17 protein-coding genes are annotated in these 18579 nt (G+C 69.8%); 4 read left to right on the top strand and 13 right to left on the bottom strand.

All coding sequences use genetic code 11. The features are described 5' to 3' along the window. The first annotated feature begins 71 nt into the window (after positions 1–71). Positions 72–941, top strand: coding sequence for an RDD family protein (locus tag GA707_RS17470; protein WP_226963912.1), 870 nt, complete (start codon positions 72–74; stop codon positions 939–941). 22 nt (positions 942–963) lie between these two features. Here the strand turns inward: GA707_RS17470 and GA707_RS17475 are convergent, their stop codons facing one another. Beyond that, positions 964–2106: a hypothetical protein gene (locus GA707_RS17475; RefSeq protein ID WP_152179717.1), complete on the bottom strand. Its 1143-nt coding sequence runs from the start codon at positions 2104–2106 to the stop codon at positions 964–966. Between the two features lie 150 nt (positions 2107–2256). On the opposite strand from GA707_RS17475, the gene deoC reads away from it, so the two are divergent. Genes deoC through GA707_RS17490 form a run of 3 tightly spaced genes read left to right on the top strand, consistent with a single transcriptional unit; the run spans position 2257 to position 5638 of the window. After that, positions 2257–3261: a deoxyribose-phosphate aldolase gene (deoC, locus tag GA707_RS17480; RefSeq protein WP_152179718.1), complete on the top strand. Its 1005-nt coding sequence runs from the start codon at positions 2257–2259 to the stop codon at positions 3259–3261. A gap of 35 nt (positions 3262–3296) precedes the next feature. Continuing rightward, positions 3297–4742, top strand: a complete 1446-nt coding sequence (locus GA707_RS17485; RefSeq protein WP_152179719.1) for an aldehyde dehydrogenase family protein — start codon at positions 3297–3299, stop codon at positions 4740–4742. Continuing rightward, on the top strand, positions 4739–5638 hold the full coding sequence (locus GA707_RS17490; protein WP_152179720.1) for an aldehyde dehydrogenase family protein: 900 nt from the start codon (positions 4739–4741) through the stop codon (positions 5636–5638). Before GA707_RS17485 ends, GA707_RS17490 begins: the two co-directional genes overlap by 4 nt. 222 nt (positions 5639–5860) lie before the next feature. Here the strand turns inward: GA707_RS17490 and GA707_RS17495 are convergent, their stop codons facing one another. The 12 genes from GA707_RS17495 to GA707_RS17550 all read right to left on the bottom strand — a co-directional run bounded on the left by GA707_RS17495 (position 5861) and on the right by GA707_RS17550 (position 18192). Then, the gene (locus GA707_RS17495; RefSeq protein ID WP_152179721.1) at positions 5861–6685 is read right to left on the bottom strand and encodes a uracil-DNA glycosylase; all 825 of its coding nucleotides are present in this window, start codon (positions 6683–6685) and stop codon (positions 5861–5863) included. Further along, a complete protein-coding gene (locus tag GA707_RS17500) occupies positions 6685–7296 on the bottom strand; it encodes a uridine kinase (RefSeq protein WP_226963913.1) in 612 nt (203 codons plus the stop codon). The genes GA707_RS17495 and GA707_RS17500 overlap by 1 nt, the downstream gene beginning before the upstream one ends. 13 nt (positions 7297–7309) lie before the next feature. Next, positions 7310–8446, bottom strand: a complete 1137-nt coding sequence (locus tag GA707_RS17505; RefSeq protein WP_152179722.1) for an adenosine deaminase — start codon at positions 8444–8446, stop codon at positions 7310–7312. Continuing rightward, positions 8443–8802, bottom strand: coding sequence for a cupin domain-containing protein (locus GA707_RS17510; protein WP_152179723.1), 360 nt, complete (start codon positions 8800–8802; stop codon positions 8443–8445). Before GA707_RS17510 ends, GA707_RS17505 begins: the two co-directional genes overlap by 4 nt. A gap of 29 nt (positions 8803–8831) precedes the next feature. Then, on the bottom strand, positions 8832–9698 hold the full coding sequence (gene ppk2, locus GA707_RS17515; RefSeq protein WP_152179724.1) for a polyphosphate kinase 2: 867 nt from the start codon (positions 9696–9698) through the stop codon (positions 8832–8834). A gap of 13 nt (positions 9699–9711) precedes the next feature. Then, positions 9712–11022, bottom strand: coding sequence for a thymidine phosphorylase (locus GA707_RS17520; RefSeq protein WP_152179725.1), 1311 nt, complete (start codon positions 11020–11022; stop codon positions 9712–9714). Continuing rightward, a complete protein-coding gene (locus GA707_RS17525) occupies positions 11015–11494 on the bottom strand; it encodes a cytidine deaminase (protein ID WP_152179726.1) in 480 nt (159 codons plus the stop codon). Before GA707_RS17525 ends, GA707_RS17520 begins: the two co-directional genes overlap by 8 nt. A 60-nt stretch (positions 11495–11554) precedes the next feature. Then, complete coding sequence (locus GA707_RS17530) at positions 11555–12826, bottom strand: ABC transporter permease (protein WP_152179727.1); 1272 nt, start codon at positions 12824–12826, stop codon at positions 11555–11557. Further along, on the bottom strand, positions 12823–13941 hold the full coding sequence (locus GA707_RS17535; protein ID WP_152179728.1) for an ABC transporter permease: 1119 nt from the start codon (positions 13939–13941) through the stop codon (positions 12823–12825). The genes GA707_RS17530 and GA707_RS17535 overlap by 4 nt, the downstream gene beginning before the upstream one ends. Beyond that, positions 13938–15539: an ABC transporter ATP-binding protein gene (locus GA707_RS17540; protein WP_152179729.1), complete on the bottom strand. Its 1602-nt coding sequence runs from the start codon at positions 15537–15539 to the stop codon at positions 13938–13940. The genes GA707_RS17535 and GA707_RS17540 overlap by 4 nt, the downstream gene beginning before the upstream one ends. A 168-nt stretch (positions 15540–15707) precedes the next feature. Further along, positions 15708–16778 (bottom strand): BMP family protein, encoded by a 1071-nt coding sequence (locus GA707_RS17545; RefSeq protein ID WP_226963914.1) that lies wholly within the window; start codon positions 16776–16778, stop codon positions 15708–15710. Positions 16779–16980: 202 nt separating this feature from the next. Next, on the bottom strand, positions 16981–18192 hold the full coding sequence (locus tag GA707_RS17550) for an amidohydrolase (RefSeq protein ID WP_152179730.1): 1212 nt from the start codon (positions 18190–18192) through the stop codon (positions 16981–16983). Positions 18193–18579: the final 387 nt, after the last annotated feature.

An 18579-nucleotide genomic window follows, 5' to 3' on the forward strand; every position in this document is an offset into this window, starting at 1 on the left:
TGCCGTGCCGGCTGGTCACGCCGCGTCGACCGCCCCACCGGCGACTGCCCGCACGTCCGTACAGTGACGGTATGCGAGCCGCACCCGGGGCCTGGACCGCACCCGCCCTCGACCAGCGGGCGCACATCGGCATCGGCGAGTACGCCACGGACGGCGCCGTCACCAGCGAGGCCGTCGAGGTCGACCTTCCGGTCGCGACTGTCCTCCAGCGCTGCCTCTCGGGGCTCATCGACCTCGTGGTCCTCGTCGTCGCACTGTTCCTCGCCAGTCTCGTGATCGGCCTGGTCATCGCAGAGGTGAGCAACGCCATCGCCCAGTCCCTCTTCGTCGTCACGCTCGTCCTGCTGGTCCTCGGGATCCCGATCACGACCGAGACGATCACGCGTGGCAAGACGGTCGGCAAACTGACGACCGGGCTGCGAACGGTCCGGGACGACGGCGGCCCGATCGGCTTCCGCCAGGCCGTGGTCCGCGGCCTCATCGGGTGGGTCGAGATCTACCTCGCCCAAGCGACGATCGCCCTCGCCGCCGTCCTGCTCACCTCCCGCAACCGACGCGTCGGCGACCTCGCGGCAGGTACCTACGTCATCAACGAGCGGCAGACGATCCGACTGCCTGTCCCGACGGCGATGCCGCCGCAGCTCGCAGGGTGGGCCGCCGGTGCGGACATCGCCGCCCTGCCCGACTCACTCGCCCTGGCGACCCGCCAGTTCCTGCACCGAGCACCCACGCTGACCCCGCAGTCCCGCGCGGCGCTCGGGACCGACCTGGCCAGGCAGGTGGCCCGGTTCGTGGCCCCGGCTCCACCGCCTGGGCACCACCCCGAGACGTTCCTCGCAGCCGTCCTCGCGGATCGCCGTCGACGTGACGGAGAGCGACTCGAACGCGAGGGACGTCTGCGGGAGCGGGTCGTGGTGGAGGGCGAGCGGCTCCCCGACTGAGCGACCGCCGGTACCACGGAGGTCAGTAGCGCAGGAGCGCCGCGACCGGCGCGCCCCCGGGCAGGTCGTCGAGCATCCGGACCGAGCCACCGAAACGCAAAGTGGCCCGGGCAGCCGCATCGGCGAGTCCGCACAGGTCCTCCCGGTCCCGCAACGGGAGGACGACCTCCGGCCGGCCGGTTCCGTTGGAGTAGCACCCGTGGGACGTCATGAGGAGCGTGTCGACCCGTCCTTCGTTGGCCATCGTCAGAACCCGGTCGGCGCCCAAAGCGCCCGATCCGTGGGCCTGCTGCTCGTTGAACCGGTCGCGAAGCTTCATGGTCTCCGCATCGAGACGCGCGGACACCAGGTCCCAGGCCGCCACCCTGAGGTCGTCGTCGCTCATGTCGTCGGGGTTGCGGTCGATGGACTCGGCGAGAAGGTGCGGGTAGGAGCCGATCTCGCGGTAGACGGCGACCCACTCGGGGAGCCCGGCGAGGATCATCGGGATGGTCCGGCCCGCGAGATGCGACTCGACGCCCTTCGCCACCTCGCGGAAGAACTCGACGACCTCCTCCTTGTGGGCGTTGTCGAGCGAGCTCGAGCCGTAGTACACGGCACCGCCGGCAGCGGACCGTCCCGAGGCGTTCGGGCGGGGGACCGAGTCCGACTGCGGCCCGTCGGCCTCGAAGACATCCTCGAAGGCGGTCGGCACCGACGGCAGCTCCAGCTCGCCGATGCGGTCGCGACTGCCCCGAAGGACGCGCACCCGGCGCTGGCTCAGCGTCAGGACGACGTAGTTGCGGTCGGCCAACAGCGGCAGGAGCGGACTGAGGACGAACCCGGGTCCGACGGCCGCGAGCTCGGGCAGGTCGAGCGGAACCCGGTAGGTGGCATGCCACCCCGGTCGCAGGAACATCGCCAGTCCCTCGGCCATGTGGCTCCAGGCCAGGGCGTCACCATGGAGGTCCCACGCCGGCGCCATCATCTCCGCCACGTCCGAGGCGCCGAACCCGTCGCTCCGCAGCGTCTCCTCGACCGCGGTCACCAGGTTCTTCCACCGGATCCGATCCTCGTCCCTGGCCTTCGCTCCGCTCACCCGGTGGGTCGGCGCGAAGAGGGAAACCCGCGTCCCGTCGCCCTCCCCCACCAGCTCCTCGAACTCGGTACGGGTCATCAGATCCATGGCGTGCTCTTCCTCCTTCGGTCGGGCTCTTTCGAGCCTAGACCCGGTCCATGTCCGACGCACCCAACGGAAGGCAACCGATCCGCGCCGAGGTTCATCCGTTCCCCGCGACCGACCGCACCGTCGTCCGGCGCGCGTAGACTCCGGCAGGTGAGCACGTCGACGACGACCGACAGCGCGGCGCGAGCCCGCGACCTGCTCGGAGTGAGCGGACTGACCAACCGAGCCCTGGCCGCGTGGCTGCACGGACTCCCCGGGGTGGACCAGGTGGGCTGCGAGGCCCGAGCCGCCGGCTTGAAGACCCGAAGCATCAAAACCGACAGCAAGCGGTGGGCCATCGATCTCGCGATCTCGATGATCGACCTCACCACGCTCGAGGGAGCCGACACCCCGGGCAAGGTCCGCGGCCTCGCGACCCGGGCGCTCGTCCCCGACCCGAGCGACCCCTCGACGCCGAGCCCGGCGGCCGTCTGCGTCTACGGCGACATGGTCGCCGTCGCCAAGGAGACTCTCGGCGAGAGCGGTATCGGCGTCGCGGCCGTCGCCACGGCGTTCCCGAGCGGGCGCGCCTCGCTGGAGGTCAAGCTGGCCGACACCCGCGAGGCCGTGGCGGCCGGAGCCGACGAGATCGACATGGTCATCGACCGCGGCGCCTTCCTCGCCGGGGACTACCTCACCGTCTACGACCAGATCGTCGCCGTCAAGGACGCCTGCACCCGCGCCGACGGCAGCGCCGCACGGCTCAAGGTCATCATGGAGACCGGCGAGCTCGTGACGTACGACAACGTCCGGCGCGCGAGCTGGCTGTCCATGCTGGCCGGCGGCGACTTCATCAAGACGAGCACCGGCAAGATCTCGCCGGCCGCCACCTTGCCGGTCACCGTCGTCATGCTCGAGGCGGTCCGGGACTGGCACGCACTCATCGGCGAGATGGTCGGGGTCAAGCCCGCCGGGGGTATCCGCACGAGCAAGGACGCGATCAGCTTCCTCGTCGCGGTCCACGAGATCGCCGGCGAGGACTGGCTGGACAACACGTGGTTCCGGTTCGGTGCCTCCAGCCTGCTCAACGACCTGATCCTCCAGCGCCAGCGGATGAGCCTCGGGGTCTACTCCGGCGCCGACTACATCGCCGACGACGCCCCCAGCGCGTACTGACGCCTCGACAGCCACGGACCAGGAGACCAGCACACATGCCGACGTTCGAGTACGCACCGGCCCCCGAGTCGCGGGCCGTCGTGGACATCCCCGACAGCTACCGGTTGTGGATCGGCGGTGAGTGGGTCGAGGGTCGGGGCACGCCGTTCCCGACCATCAACCCGGCTACGGAGGAGACGCTGTCCACCGTCGCGGAGGCGACCGCCGAGGACGTGGACGCCGCGGTGCGGGCGGCGCGCACCGCATACACCCGCATCTGGTCGCGGATGAGTGGGACCGACCGCGGCAAGTACCTGTTCCGCATCGCGCGGATCATGCAGGAGCGGGCGCGCGAGCTCGCCGTTCTCGAGACCCTCGACAACGGCAAGCCGATCAAGGAGACCCGCGACTTCGACGTGCCGACGGCCGCGGCGCACTTCTTCTACCACGCCGGTTGGGCGGACAAGCTGGAGTATGCGGGGCTCGGCTCGAGTCCTCGCCCGCACGGGGTCGTCGGGCAGATCATCCCGTGGAACTTCCCGCTGCTCATGCTCGCGTGGAAGATCGCGCCGGCCCTCGCCTGCGGCAACACCGTCGTCCTCAAGCCCGCCGAGACGACGCCGCTGGCGGCGCTGCTGTTCGCCGACATCTGCCAGCAGGCCGACCTGCCGCCCGGCGTCGTCAACCTCGTCACGGGTGCCGGCGCGACCGGGCAGGCGATCGTCGACCACCCCGGGATCGACAAGATCGCGTTCACCGGCAGCACCGCGGTCGGCAAGATGATCGCCCGCTCGATCGCGGGCAGCGACAAGCACGCGACGCTCGAGCTCGGTGGCAAGGCCGCCAACGTGGTCTTCGACGACGCTCCGCTCGACCAGGCCATCGAGGGGATCGTCGGAGGCATCTTCTTCAACCAGGGTCAGGTGTGCTGCGCAGGTAGCCGCGTCCTCGCCCAGGAGAACATCGTCGACGACGTCGTCGACCGGCTCAAGCGGCGCCTCGAGACGCTGCGCCTCGGCGATCCGCTCGACAAGAACACCGACGTCGGCGCGATCAACAGCGAGCGCCAGCTCGCCCGGATCACCGAGCTCAGCGCGGTGGGCGAGGCCGAGGGCGCGGTTCGCTGGGACACCGGGTGCCCGCTCCCGAAGAACGGCTTCTGGTTCCGGCCGACGCTCTTCACCGAGGTCAGCCAGAGTCACCGGATCGCGCAGGAGGAGATCTTCGGTCCGGTCCTGTCCGTGCTGACCTTCCGCACTCCCGGCGAGGCGGTCGCCAAGGCGAACAACACCCCGTACGGCCTCTCCGCCGGAGTCTGGACCGAGAAGGGCAGCCGCATCCTCTGGATGGCCGACCAGCTCAAGGCCGGTGTCGTCTGGGCCAACACGTTCAACCAGTTCGACCCGACCTCGCCGTTCGGCGGGTACAAGGAGTCCGGCTACGGCCGCGAGGGTGGCCGCCACGGCCTGGCCGCCTACGTGAGGAAGGGGACCCAGCAGTGAGCCCGACCGCTTCGACGACGGCAGGATCGAGGGTCGACGTGCGCAAGACCTACAAGCTCTTCATCGGCGGGGCGTTCCCGCGCAGCGAGTCGGGCCGGTCCTACGAGGTGTATGCGGCGGCCGGCCGGAGCGGGAAGCGCGCCTTCCTCGCCAACGCGGCCAAGGCCTCCCGCAAGGACGCCCGCAACGCCGTGGTCGCCGCGCGCAAGGCGGTGGGCGGCTGGGCCGGCGCGACGGCGTACAACCGCGGGCAGGTGCTGTACCGGGTGGCCGAGGTGATGGAGTCACGGCGCGACCAGCTTGTCGCCGAGGTGCGCACTGCCGAGGGATTGAGCCCGGCGCGCGCCGGCGCGGTGGTCGACGCGGCGATCGACCGCTGGGTCTGGTATGCCGGGTGGTCGGACAAGATCGCCCAGATCACCGGCAACCTCAACCCCGTCGCCGGGCCGTACTTCAACATCTCGGCGCCCGAGCCGACGGGGGTCGTGGCGGTGTTGGCACCCCAGGACAGCTCGCTGCTCGGGCTCGTGTCCGTCGTCGCACCCGTCATCGTCACCGGTAACGCCTGCGTGGTCGTCTCGTCCGAGTCGATGCCATTGCCGGCCATCACCCTCGCCGAGTGCCTGGCGACCTCGGACGTTCCCGGTGGCGTGGTCAACATCCTCACCGGCGACGCGGCGGAGATGGCCCCCTGGCTCGCGTCGCACCTCGACGTCAACGGCATCGACCTCACCGGTGCGGCCGACCTGGACTGGGCGGCGTTCGAGGCGGCGGCGGCCGACAACCTCAAACGGGTCCGCCGTCCCGGGCCGGAGGATCTCGCCGCGGCGCCCGAGCTGACCCGGATGACGGCCTGGCTCGAGACGAAGACGGTCTGGCATCCGAAGGGTCGCTGAGCGGGCGAGTTTCCGGCATGCCACACGCGCGCTATGACACGCGGCCGGCATGCCACCGATTTCCGCCACAACCCCGGGCATGCCAAGGGCGCGCTATGTCACGCGGCCGGCATGCCACCGATTTCCGCCACAACCCCGGGCATGCCAAGGGCGCGCTATGTCACGCGGCCGGCATGCCACCGATCTCCGCCACAACCCCCGGTATGCCACACGCGCGCTATGTCACCGCTCGCGCAGACTCAGCAGCACCTCGTCGAGCATCTCCGGCGTCAGCCGCTTCGTGAACGTGTTGTGCGGGCTGACGTGGTAGCAGCCGACCACCCGCACCGATGAGCCGTCCGGACGCTCGAGCGACGCCTGCACCCCGTGCCCGAACTTCGGCAGCGGCGACGGCACCCTCCAGCCGATGGCCGACGCGGCGGCCAGCGCCCCGGCCCACCCGATCCCGCCGAGGGTGAGGATCGTGTGCAGGCCCGGGGTCAGCTCGAGGTCCCGGCGCAGCCAGGGCAGGCAGGCCGCCTTCTCCTGCGCGGTCGGCTTGTTGGCCGGCGGCGCACACCGCACCGTTGCGACGATCCGGATGCCGGAGAGGACGAGCCCGTCGCCCGAGGCGACCGACGTCGGCTGGTTCGCGTACCCCGTGCGGTGAAGCGCCGCATACAGGAAGTCGCCGGAGGCGTCACCGGTGAACATCCGTCCGGTCCGGTTCGTGCCGTTGGCGGCCGGCGCGAGGCCGACGATGAGGATCGGCGCGTCGGGGTCGCCGAAGGCCGGTCCGGGTCGGCCCCAGTACGGCTGGTCCGCGAAGGACGCGCGCCGGCCGGAACGGGCTACCGACTCGCGCCATGTGACCAGCCGCGGGCAGGCCCTGCAGACCGAGATCCGGGCCTGCAGCGAGTCGAGGTCCTCGGCCGACGAGGCGAGAGTGCGCACCCGAGCGGCGGTCCGGGCCACCGGGGTCTCGGCCGACGCCGGGTCTCCCGGCCAGCCGGCGCCCGGCGGTACCGGCGAGGAGAACGGCTCCCCCGTGACCGGGTGCGGGTCCATCACCGACCCCAGGCGCCGAGTGCCCGCTCGACCTCCGAGGCGCGCACCGGGATGGCCCCGAGGAGGGTCAGCCGCCGCACCAGCGCCGGCTCGGCGCGCTGCAGCGCCCAGCCGCGACGGACCAGGACCAGCGGAGGCTTGCGACGCTCCACGAGGTCGCGGACCAGGCGGAACGCGAATGTCAGGAGCCGGTGCCGGTGGCGGATGCAGTATGCGGCGTGCAGCAGCCCTCGCTCACGCAACGGTCCGATGAGCTCGGCCGCGAAGATCCCCTCGGCGATGATGAGATCGCTTGGACCGCAGGTTATTTCGCCGTTCCCGACCGCCTTGCTCTGAGAGATGTCATAGACCGGCGTCGGGGTGTGGCCGGTCGTGACGAGCTGTTCGAGCGCGGCGATCGCACCGGGACCGTCCCAGCTGTCGACGTGGTCCCAGTCGATGATGCCCAGCGTCTCGTGCCGCGGCATCTCCGGATGGTCGTGGTCACGGTAGAAGTCGTCGAGACGCACGATGGGCCAGCCGCGCGTCTCGTGCAGGCGAGCGGCCAGCCGGGACTTGCCGGAGCCGCTCGGCCCGGCGAGGATGACGACCCGGGCCCGGGTCGGCGGCACGCTGCCCGGCACGTCAGACGGTCACACCGAGCTCGGCATAGCCGGGCTTGACGACCTGCTCGATGAGGGCCAGGCGCTCGTCGAAGGGGATGAAGGCGGACTTCAGGGCGTTGATGGTCACCCAGCGCAGATCCGGTAGCGTCCATCCGGCCTGGTCGACGAGCAGCTGCATCTCCTTGCTCATCGATGTGCCCGACATGAGCCGGTTGTCGGTGTTGACGGTGACCCGGTAGCGCAGCGCCTTGAGCAGGGTGATCGGGTGCTCGGCGATGGATGCCGCCGCACCCGTCTGCAGGTTGCTCGACGGACACATCTCGAGCGGGATCCGGTCGTCGCGGACGTAGGCGGCGAGCCGTCCGATGGTGATCCCGTCGCCGGCGTGAGCATGGGTCAGGTCGGCGCCCTCCTCGACCGTGATGTCGTCGACGATCCGCACCCCGTGGCCGAGCCGGTCGGCGCCGCACCACTGGATCGCCTCCCAGATCGACGGCAGCCCGAAGGCCTCGCCGGCATGGATGGTGAAGTGGAAGTTCTCCCGGCGGAGGTACTCGAAGGCGTCGAGATGGCGGGTGGGCGGGTACCCCGCCTCGGCCCCGGCGATGTCGAAGCCGACCACCCCCTTGTCACGGTATGCGACGGCCAGCTCCGCGATCTCGCGCGACTTGGCCGCATGACGCATCGCGGTCAGGAGAGAGACGATCCGGATGGGCGTTGCCTTGGCCGCCGCCTCGGCGGCACCCTCCTCGAAGCCGGCGGTCACGGCCTCGACGACCTGCTCGAGGGCCAACCCGTCCCGCAGGTGCTGCTCCGGAGCGTAGCGTGACTCGGCATAGACGACCCCGTCGGCGGCGAGATCCAGGGCGCACTCGCGCGCGATGCGGTGCAGACCCTCTTCCGTCTGCATCACTGCCAGGGTGTGGTCGAAGGTCTCCAGGTAGCGCTCGAGCGACCCCGAGTCCGCCGACTCACGGAACCACCGCTCGAGGGAGGATGCGTCGCTCGCGGGGAGCCCCGCATACCCGATCCGATCGGCCAGCTCGAGGATCGTGGCCGGGCGGACCCCGCCGTCGAGGTGGTCGTGCAGGAGAGCCTTCGGCGCCCGGGCGATCTGCTCGCCGATCGCCACCTCGGCTGTCGGTGTCGCGCTCACTGGCCCTCCTCGCGGTTGACCGTCTCCGGGGAGAAGGCCGGCAGGCACACGGCGACGTACTCGGCCCCCTCCGGTCCGCAGGAGTAGCGGACCCGCTCACCGGCCTGTGTGACGATGCTCTGGCCGGCGGCGACCTCGGTCACGCCTCCGTCGTGTTCGACGAGCACGGTGCCGCGCAGGACGAGCGTGACCTCGTCGAACTCCGGCCGCTGGGCCGGCTCGTCCCACCCGGCCGGCGCGACCATGTGCGCGACCGAGACCGCATCGTGGCCGGTCGCGACCCGACCGACGTGCTCGTGGATGACCTTCCCGCCGGGGACGTCGATGACCGCTGGTTCGGTGTTCAGCCGTGGCATGGCCTCAAGCCTAGGGCCGAACCGGAGTGCTAGAACCGCTGCGGCACGAACGTCTGCTCGTGCATCGGCGGCCGGACGTAGGGGATCTGCTTCATCTCCGGCAGGTCCACGACCTCGGGAGCGACGTCCTCGTAGTCGAACTGGCTGAGCAGGTGGGAGATGCAGTTCAGCCGCGCGGCCCTCTTGTCGTCCGAGGGCACGACGTACCACGGCGCCTGCTTGATGTCGGTGTACTGGAACGTCATGTCCTTGGCCATGGAGTACCGGACGTAGAGCTCGTGCTCGGCGAGGTCCATGTCGGAGAGCTTCCACCGCTTGAGCGGCTCGGCGTTGCGTGCCTCGAAGCGCCGGCGCTGCTCCTCGAAGGAGACCGAGAACCAGTACTTGAGCACGACGATTCCGCTGCGGACGAGCATCCGCTCGAACTCGGGGCAGGACCGCAGGAACTCCTGGTGTTCATCCTGCTTGCAGTAGTCCATCACCCACTCGACGTTGGAGCGGTTGTACCAGCTGCGGTCGAAGAGCACCATCTCGCCGGCCGCCGGCAGGTGCTCGACGTAGCGCTGGAAGTACCACTGGGTCCGCTCCCGCTCGGTCGGCTTGGGCAGCGCGACGACCCGTACGGTGCGCGGCGAGGTGCGCTCGGTGATCCGCTTGATCACCCCGCCCTTGCCCGCCGACCCTCGACCCTCGAAGATCACGAGCACCTTCAGGCCCTGGGACTGGATCCAGTACTGGAGCAGCACCAGCTGCTCCTGCAGCCGCTCCATCTCGGCCTCGTAGACCGAGTTCTTCAACCGTCCGGACGAGGTGTAGTTCTCGGGGTGCGAGGGGGCACCGACGATTCCGACATCGTCGGCGCCCTCCGGCAGGTAGGGCCACTCGCGTCGCGTCATGTGTTGTCCGTCGTCAGGGAGCGATTCGGTCGATGATCAGCGGGAGCAGGTCGGGACGGCTGCCCTCCGGGGCGATCGTATACGCACCGTCGAGGGCCGCCAGGGCCCGGTCGAAGCGCTCCGGGGTGTCCGTGTGCAGGGTGAGCAGCGGCTCCCCGCCTCGGACGGTGGCGCCGGGCTTGGCGTGCATGACGACGCCGGCGGCGGCCTGCACAGGGTCCTCCTTGCGGGCCCGGCCGGCCCCGAGCCGCCAGGCGGCGACCCCCACCTTGAGGGCATCGAGCTGGGTGAGGACGCCGTCTGCGGGAGCCTCCACGGTGTGTGTCTCCTTCGCCTCGGGCAGCGCGGCCCCGGGATCGCCGCCCTGCGCCGAGATCATGGCCCGCCACGCGTCCATCGCCCGGCCGTCGGCGAGCGCGTCCGCGGGGTCGACGTCCTCGCGACCGGCCGCGGCCAACATCTCGCGGGCCAGCGCCACGGTGAGCTCGACGACATCGGGAGGCCCACCGCCGTCGAGGACCTCGACCGACTCGCGCACCTCGAGGGCGTTGCCGGCCGTCAGGCCGAGGGGCACCTGCATGTTGGTGAGCAGGGCGACCGTGGTCACCCCGGCGTCGGTGCCCAGGGCCACCATCGTCTCGGCGAGCTCACGTGCGTCATCGACGTCCTTCATGAACGCGCCACTGCCCACTTTGACGTCGAGGACGAGCGCCCCGGTCCCCTCGGCGATCTTCTTGCTCATGATCGAGCTCGCGATGAGCGGGATCGCCTCGACGGTGCCGGTGACGTCGCGCAGCGCGTAGAGCTTCTTGTCCGCCGGGGCCAGACCCGAGCCTGCGGCGCAGATGACGGCGCCGACGTCCTCGAGCTGGCGCAGCATGTCCTCGTTGGACAGGTCGGCCCGCCATCCGGGGATCGACTCGAGCTTGTCGAGCGTGCCGCCCGTGTGGCCGAGCCCCCGCCCGGACAGCTGCGGCACCGCGACCCCACAGGCGGCGACCAGCGGCGCGAGCGGCAGGGTGATCTTGTCCCCCACGCCGCCGGTCGAGTGCTTGTCCGCGGTCGGACGGGACAACGACGAGAAGTCCATCCGCTCGCCGCTGGCGATCATGGCCGCCGTCCAGCGCGCGATCTCCTCGCGGTCCATGCCGTTGAGGAGGATCGCCATCGCCAGGGCGGACATCTGCTCGTCGGCGACCGCTCCGCGGGTGTATGCGTCGATCACCCAGTCGATCTGCTCATCGCTGAGGCGCTGCTTGCCGCGTTTGGTGACGATGACGTCGACGGCGTCGAACGGCTCGTTCCTCCCCGACGGCTCACTCATCCGACTCCTCCTTCGATCCACCCGACCCGGGGACGATCCCCGGCCCGCCCTGCTGTCTCCCGGCCGACTCGGCGCGATCGAGGTCCTCGCGACCGAACGCCTGCGGCAGGACCTCGCGCATCGGCAGGATCCCCTCGGGGGTCATCAGCAGGCAACCGCCGCCTCCGTGCTCCCAGAGCAGCTGCCGACAGCGTCCGCACGGCATGAGCGCCGCCCCGTCCCCACCGACGCAGTAGACCGCGACGAGTCGCCCGCCGCCGGTCAGCGTGAGCTGGCTGACCATGCCGCACTCGGCACACAAGCCCACGCCGTACGACGCGTTCTCGACGTTACACCCGCTGACGACGCGCCCGTCGTCGACGAGTCCAGCGACGCCGACGGGGAACTCGGAGTACGGGCAGTAGGCCGACCGCATCGCGAGCACCGCCGTCTCGTGCAGGAGCTCCCAGTCGACGACGTCGTCGGCTGCCATACCCACGTCCTCTCCGACGCCCCCTAGGACGTCATCCGTTCCGGCGGGTCGGTCCGGTCGCTAATGGCCCTCACCCTTGCGATATATCTGTCCGTCCGCCGCGGGCATTCGGAGCCGTTGCGAGGCGAACGCGAGCACGAGAAGCGTCGTGACGTACGGCGTCGCGGCGGCGAGCTCACCGGGGACGGAGTCCGTCGAGAAGTACCAGAGCGCCGCACCCGTCGCGACCACGAGGGACGTGATGCCCTGGACGCGGTTGTTGCGCTTGAGCTGCCAGGCCCCGACCACGAGGAGGATGACGGCGACCAGCAGGAGGAGGGCGTGGACCGTCCCGCCGCCGCGCAGCCGGGCCGCATCGGTATAGCCGAAGAGCAGAGACCCTGCGGCGAGGCCGCCCGGCCTCCAGTTGCCGAAGATCATGGCCGCGAGGCCGATGTAGCCCCGGCCACCCGTCTGCCCGTCGCGGTAGATGTTGGCGGCGACGAGTGCGAGGAACGCGCCGCCCATCCCGGCGAGAGCACCCGAGGTGCAGACCGCGATGAACTTGTAGCGGATGACGTTGACGCCGAGGGTCTCGGCGGCCACCGGCGACTCACCACAGGATCGCAGTCGGAGACCGAAGGCGGTGCGCCACAGGACGAAGAACGTGCCGATGAACAGCAGGACCGCGATGATCGTGAACGCCGAGATGTTCGTCGTGAAGCCCCCGATGACGCCGGCGAGGTCACTGAGGAAGAAGATCTCCCGGGCCTCCAGCCGCGCCATCTGTTCCGAGAGTCCCGGAACCGAGAACCGCGGCAGCGACGGCAGGGGCGGCGACTGGGTCGGACCGCCACCGGGGAGGTCGCTGAAGAACCGCGCCGCGAGGTACTTCGCGATGCCGAGAGCCGTGATGTTCAGGGCCACACCGGAGACGATGTGGTCGACGCCGAAGATCACCGTGGCCGTGGCGTGAATGAGGCCGCCGACGATCCCGCACAGCATGCCGCCGACGATGCCGGCCCACGGCCCCATGTAGTAGCCGAAGAACCCGGCACCCCAGGTGCCGAGGATCATCATGCCCTCGAGACCGATGTTGACCACGCCGGCACGCTCGGACCACAGACCACCGAGGCCGGCGAGACCGATGGGCACGGCGAGGGCGATCGCGGCGCCGATGACGCCCGAGCTGGCGATGTCGTCCGCTCCGGTCACCACGCGCAGGACCGCCAGGACGAAGACGGCGGCGAGGAAGCCCGCCGGCCAGAACCACAGCGGAATCCGGCGTCGCCGAGGGGCCGGGGGCGCCTCGGCGGGCTCGACCGGCGGGGTCTGGAGAGTGGGGGTGCTCATGCGGACACTCCTTGCTCTGCAGTGGCGGCATGTCGCTCCTCGAGCTGCCGAGCCACTCGGTTCTGCTCCATCCGGGCCTCGGCGCGACGGACCAGCTCGTAGGCGATGACGACGGCGAAGAGGATGACGCCCTGGATGATGAAGACGAGCTCCTTGGAGACGTTCGCCTGGATCTGCAGGGCGTTGCTCTGGCCGTCGAGGAAGGCCCACAGGAGCGCGGCGAAGGCGATGCCGACCGGGTGGTTGCGGCCGAGCAGGGCGATCGCGATGCCGGCGAAGCCAAGGCCGGCCTGGAACGTCGTTCCGTAGGAGAAGTCCTGGCCGAACAGCAGCGGCATACCCACCAGCCCCGCGGCCGCGCCGGAGAGGATCATCGCGGTGAGGGTCATCTTCTTGACGTCGACGCCGCTCGCGACGGCCGCCGTCTCGGACTTGCCGGTCGCTCGCAGGTCGAAGCCGAACCTGGTCTTGTTGAGGACGAACCAGTAGGTCACTCCGACGAGGGCGGCGAGGAAGATCAGGGTGTAGACGGTGTTGGTGGCACCGGGCACGATCGCCAGGCCCTCGAGCCGCGAGGACTCGGGCAGCTCCCTCGTCCGCACGACGTTGGTGCCCTCGCTGGCGGGATCACGGGCCTTGGACAGCAGCCACGCCACGACCGCCGTCGCGATGGCGTTGAGCATGATCGTGGAGATGACCTCGGACACGCCGCGCTTGACCTTCAGCCAGCCGGCGATCCCGGCCCACAGACCGCCGAACACCATGGCGACGAGGATCGCGACGAGGATGTTGAGGACTCCCGGGAGCCATGCCTGACCGGCGAAGACAGCGGCCGCGAAGCTCGCCACGCGGTACTGGCCGTCGACGCCGATGTTGAACAGGTTCATCTTGAACCCGATCGCCACGGCGACCGCGGACAGGTAGAAGACCGTGGCTGCGTTGATGATGTTGACGGTCTGGCGAGGCAGCGGCGGCTGGAAGATCACCTGCCACACCTCGAGAACCGGGTCGCCGACGGCGAGCAGGACCAGCGAGGTGACGATGAACGCGACGATGACCGCGACGACGGGGGCGACCAGCGGCAGGAGGATCTTGCGTGGTTCCAAGCGGCTCACGTCGCGCTCCCTTCAGGAGATTCGGGAGTATGCGGTGGTCCCGCGGGCGGGTGGGTCACCGAGGAGTCGGCACCGGTCATCGCGGCCCCGAGGTCCTCCGCGGTGACCGTGTCGGGGTCGAATGCCTCCGAGAGCCGCCCGCGCAGGATGACCCGGATGGTGTCCGACAGGCCGATGAGCTCCTCGAGGTCTGCCGAGATCAGCAGGACGCCCATCCCCTCGCGGCGTGCGGCGCGCATGAGGTCCCAGATGCCGGCCTGGGCGCCGACGTCGACGCCGCGGGTGGGGTGAGCGGCGACGAGGACGCGTGGGTGGTGGCTCATCTCGCGACCGACGATGAGCTTCTGCTGGTTGCCGCCGGAGAGCGAGCCCGCCGTGACGTCGATACCGGGAGTGCGCACGTCGTACTCCTCGACGATGCGCTCGGTGTCCTGCCGGGCGGCCTTGGCGTTGATGAGCCCACCCTTGACGTTGGGCTCCTGGGTCTGGTGCCCGAGGATGCGGTTCTCCCAGAGCGGGGCCTCGAGGAGCAGGCCATGCCGGTGCCGGTCCTCAGGGATGTAGCCGATCCCGGCCTCGCGGATCTGCCGCGTGTGCCACTTCGAGACCTCGGTGTCGTCGACGAAGATCTGCCCGGTGTCCTGGTCGCGCATCCCCATGATGACCTCGACGAGCTCGGCCTGACCGTTCCCCTCGACGCCCGCGATGCCGAGCACCTCGCCCGCGTGGATGGCGAAGCTGACACCGTCGAGGACGTTGCGGCTCGGGCCCTTGAGAACGAGGTCCTCGACCCGCAGGATGACCTGGTCGGTGACGGTGGACTCCTCGGTCTGCGGGGTAGGCAGCTCGGAGCCGACCATGAGCTCGGCGAGCTGACGGGCGGTGATGCCCTGCGGTGAGACGGTGTCCACGGTGGTGCCCCGGCGGATGACGGTGATGGCGTCCGCGACGCGCAGCACCTCGTCGAGCTTGTGCGAGATGAACAGGACCGTCAGTCCCTCGCTCTTGAGCTCCCTGAGGTTGTCGAAGAGCTCGTCGACCTCCTGCGGGACGAGCACGGCGGTCGGCTCGTCGAGGATGATGATCTTGGCGCCGCGGTAGAGGACCTTGAGGATCTCGACCCGCTGCCGGGCGCCGACGCCGAGATCGGCGACGAGGACGTCCGGGTCGACGTCGAGGCTGTAGTCACGCGAGATCTCGAGGATGCGGTCGCGCGCCGTTCCGCCGATGCCATGGAGGTCCTCCGCGCCGAGCACGACGTTCTCGAGAACAGTGAGGTTGTCGGCGAGCATGAAGTGCTGGAAGACCATTCCGATGCCGTACCCAATGGCGTCGGACGGGCTGTGCAGATCGACGACGGTCCCGCCGACCTTGATCGTTCCCTCGTCCGGTCGCTGCACGCCGTACAGGATCTTCATGAGGGTGGACTTGCCCGCGCCGTTCTCACCGACGATGGCGTGCACGGTGCCACGACGGACCGCGAAGCCGATGTCCTTGTTGGCGACGACACCGGGGAAGCGCTTGGTGATGCCGTCGAGCTCGACCACATAGGTCGAGTCTTCGATGGCGCGCTCGTGCTCAGGAGCGGCAGCAGTCATCGTCGGTCCTCTCGATGTGCGTCCGGATCCCGCGACGGCGCAAGGGTCCGGTGCGACACGCTATCGCGGCGGGTGGCGGAAAAGTAGGGAATCACGGACAGATCGCCCCCTCGACGCCGGTGGCGTCGAAGGGGCGATCTGTGACGAGGTGGTCACCTCCGGAGCTGGTCAGCTCTCCGGGGTGCTGGGAACGGTGATCTCACCGTCGATGATCTGCTGCTTCAGCTCATCGAGCTGGTCCTTGATGTCGTCGACCTTGCCACCGGTGGTGGAGTAGTCGACGCCACCGCCGGCGAGGTCGAAGACCTGCGGACCGGCCTGGAAGTTCCCCTCGACCTCGGCCTTGAGGAACTCGTAGACCGCGACGTCGACCTTCTTGATCATCGACGTGATGATGACGTCCTGGACCTCCGGGGCGGCCGTCTTGGCCTGGTCGGAGTCGACACCGATCGCCATGGTGTTGGCCTCGCTGGCGGCCGTGAAGACACCACCACCGGAACCGCCGGCCGCGTGGTAGATCACGTCGGCGCCGGACTGGTACATACCCTCGGCAGCGGTCTTGCCCTTGGCCGGGTCACCGAAGCCGGAGAAGTCCGGCGGCTGGGTCAGGTAGGTCCGCTGGATCTCGATGTCGGGGTTGATCTCCTGGGCGCCCGCGATGTAGCCGGCCTCGAACTTCTCGATGAGCGGCGTCTGCACACCACCGATGAAGCCGACGTTGTCCGTGCGGGTCTTGAGAGCGGCCGCCGCACCGACGAGGAAGGAGCCCTCCTCCTCGGCGAAGACGAGGTTGGCGACGTTCTCGCCCTCGTAGTCGGTCGAGTCGATCAGGGCGAAGTGGACGTCGGGGTTCTGCGGCGCGACCACGGCGATGGACGGCGCATACGCGAATCCGACCGCGACGATCGACGTGTACCCGGCGTCGATCAGCTGCTGGAGGCGCTCCTCGCGGGCCGACTCGGGCTCACCGTCGGTCGCGGTGGCCTCCTGGGTCTCGATCCCGAACTCGGCAGCGGCCTGGTCCAGACCGGCGGCGGCGGCGTCGTTGAAGGACTGGTCGCCTCGACCACCCACGTCATAAGCCATTCCGACCCGGACGTCGCTGGCCTCCTCGGCGGTGCTCGTCTCGGTGCCGTCCGCGGTTCCGGTGTCCGTGCTGTCGGCGCTGTCGCTGCCGCATGCAGTCAGGGCCAGGGCCGCAACCGCAAAGACGGATGCGTACTTCATCGTCTGGCGCAAGGCGTATCTCCTGTTTCTCTGGCGGTGCAGGGGCACCGCCACTCGGGCGTTGCTCGTCGCAATGCGAGGGCGGCAGGGGCGCCACCCGCTGCCGCGAGAATATCCCCTCGGTCCCAGGCCACAAGACCGCCTGTAAGGAACGTCGCAGATTCGTTACGGAGTCGGGACCCAACGGACGATACGGGCTCGTGAACGCGTCCGTTCAGTCCTCACCGGGCTTCACGCGACCTGCGAAGACGACGCCGGTGAACAGCTCGACCGCGTGCCGCAACGCCTCCTCGTCGACGACCAGGTCTCCCTGGTGCAGGTCATAGGTCCGGCCGCCAGGCGTCCGGGTCCCGAGCCGGGCCATCGCCCCGGGGACCCGAGAGAGGTACCACGAGAAGTCCTCGCCGCCGAGGGACTGCGCCGTCGGCACCGGCGCCAGACCCGTGCTCGCGGCGGCGACGCGCAACAGGTCGATGGCCGCCGCTCCGTTGACGACGGGCGGCACGCCACGCTCGCGATGCAGGCGAACCGCCACCGAGTAGGGCGAGGCGACCGAGTGCACGATCTCGTGCAGGAGTGGACCGACCTGCTCCCAGGCGGAGGCGTCGAGGATGCGGAGGGTGCCCGTCGCATACCCGGACGAGGGGATCACGTTGCTGGCCTTGCCGGCATGGACCTCGCCCCACACCAGGGCGGCACCGGCGCGCGGGTCGAGCCGGCGAGAGAGCACGGCCGGAACGTCCGTGACGATCTTCGCCAGCGCGAAGGTGAGGTCCTCGGTCAGGTGGGGACGGGAGGTGTGACCGCCCTTGCCCGTCAGCTCGACCCGGATCGAGTCGCACGCGGCCGTGATCGGCCCCTCGCGCAGTCCGACCTGTCCGACGTCGAGGCTGGGGTCGCAGTGGATGGCGAAGACCGCGTCGACGCCTTCGAGAGCGTGCGCCTCGATCAGCCGGTGCGCCCCACCGGGGATCACTTCTTCGGCCGGCTGGAACAACAGCCGCACGGCGATGCCTCGCTCGCGGAGGTGGGCCTCCAGCGACTGCAGGATGACTCCGGCACCGAGGACGGCCGCAGTGTGCACGTCGTGGCCGCAGGCGTGGCAGACGTCGTGCACCGTAGACGACCAGTCCAGGCCGGTGCGCTCCCGCACCGGCAGGGCGTCGATGTCCGCGCGCAGGGCGATCCGGTAGGCGGGTTGCTCCGCGCCGAGGTCCGCGATCGCCCCGGTGGTTCCGGTCAGGGGTCGCCACGAGATCCCGGCGTCGGTCAGGCGCTGGGTCACCACGGCGGTGGTCCGGGTCTCCTCGAACGACAGCTCCGGATGGGCATGCAGGTCTCGCCTGATGTCACGGAGCTCGGGGAGGAACGAGGAGATCGCTGGGACGAGTTCTGCAGGCAGATCGTCCGGAAAGGCGTCGTTCATTCCGCGCCCCATCGTAGCCGCTCGCGAGGTGCCGTCCCGCCACGCTCGGGTGTCTCGGCGCCGCTCCAGACCTCACCGGCATGCCCACCGCGCGACATAGCGCGCCCCTGACATACCGACACCCACCTCCAGTCCCCACCGGCATGCCCACCGCGCGCCATAGCGCGCCCCTGACATACCGACACCCACCTCCAGACCCCACCGGCCTGCCCACCGCGCGACATAGCGCGCCCCTGACATACCGACTGACGGCGGACATGCCAGTCTCCTTGTAGGCGGACAGGTGGTGTCCCTTTCTGCGGACAGTTGATCTCCCTGTCGATGGACAGCTGTTTGTTCGTGTCGTTGCCGATGTGGGTGTCCCTCCGGCGGTAACGCTCGTGGTCT

This window comes from Nostocoides sp. F2B08 (assembly GCF_009184895.1).
In the GTDB taxonomy this organism is placed as follows: domain Bacteria; phylum Actinomycetota; class Actinomycetes; order Actinomycetales; family Dermatophilaceae; genus F2B08.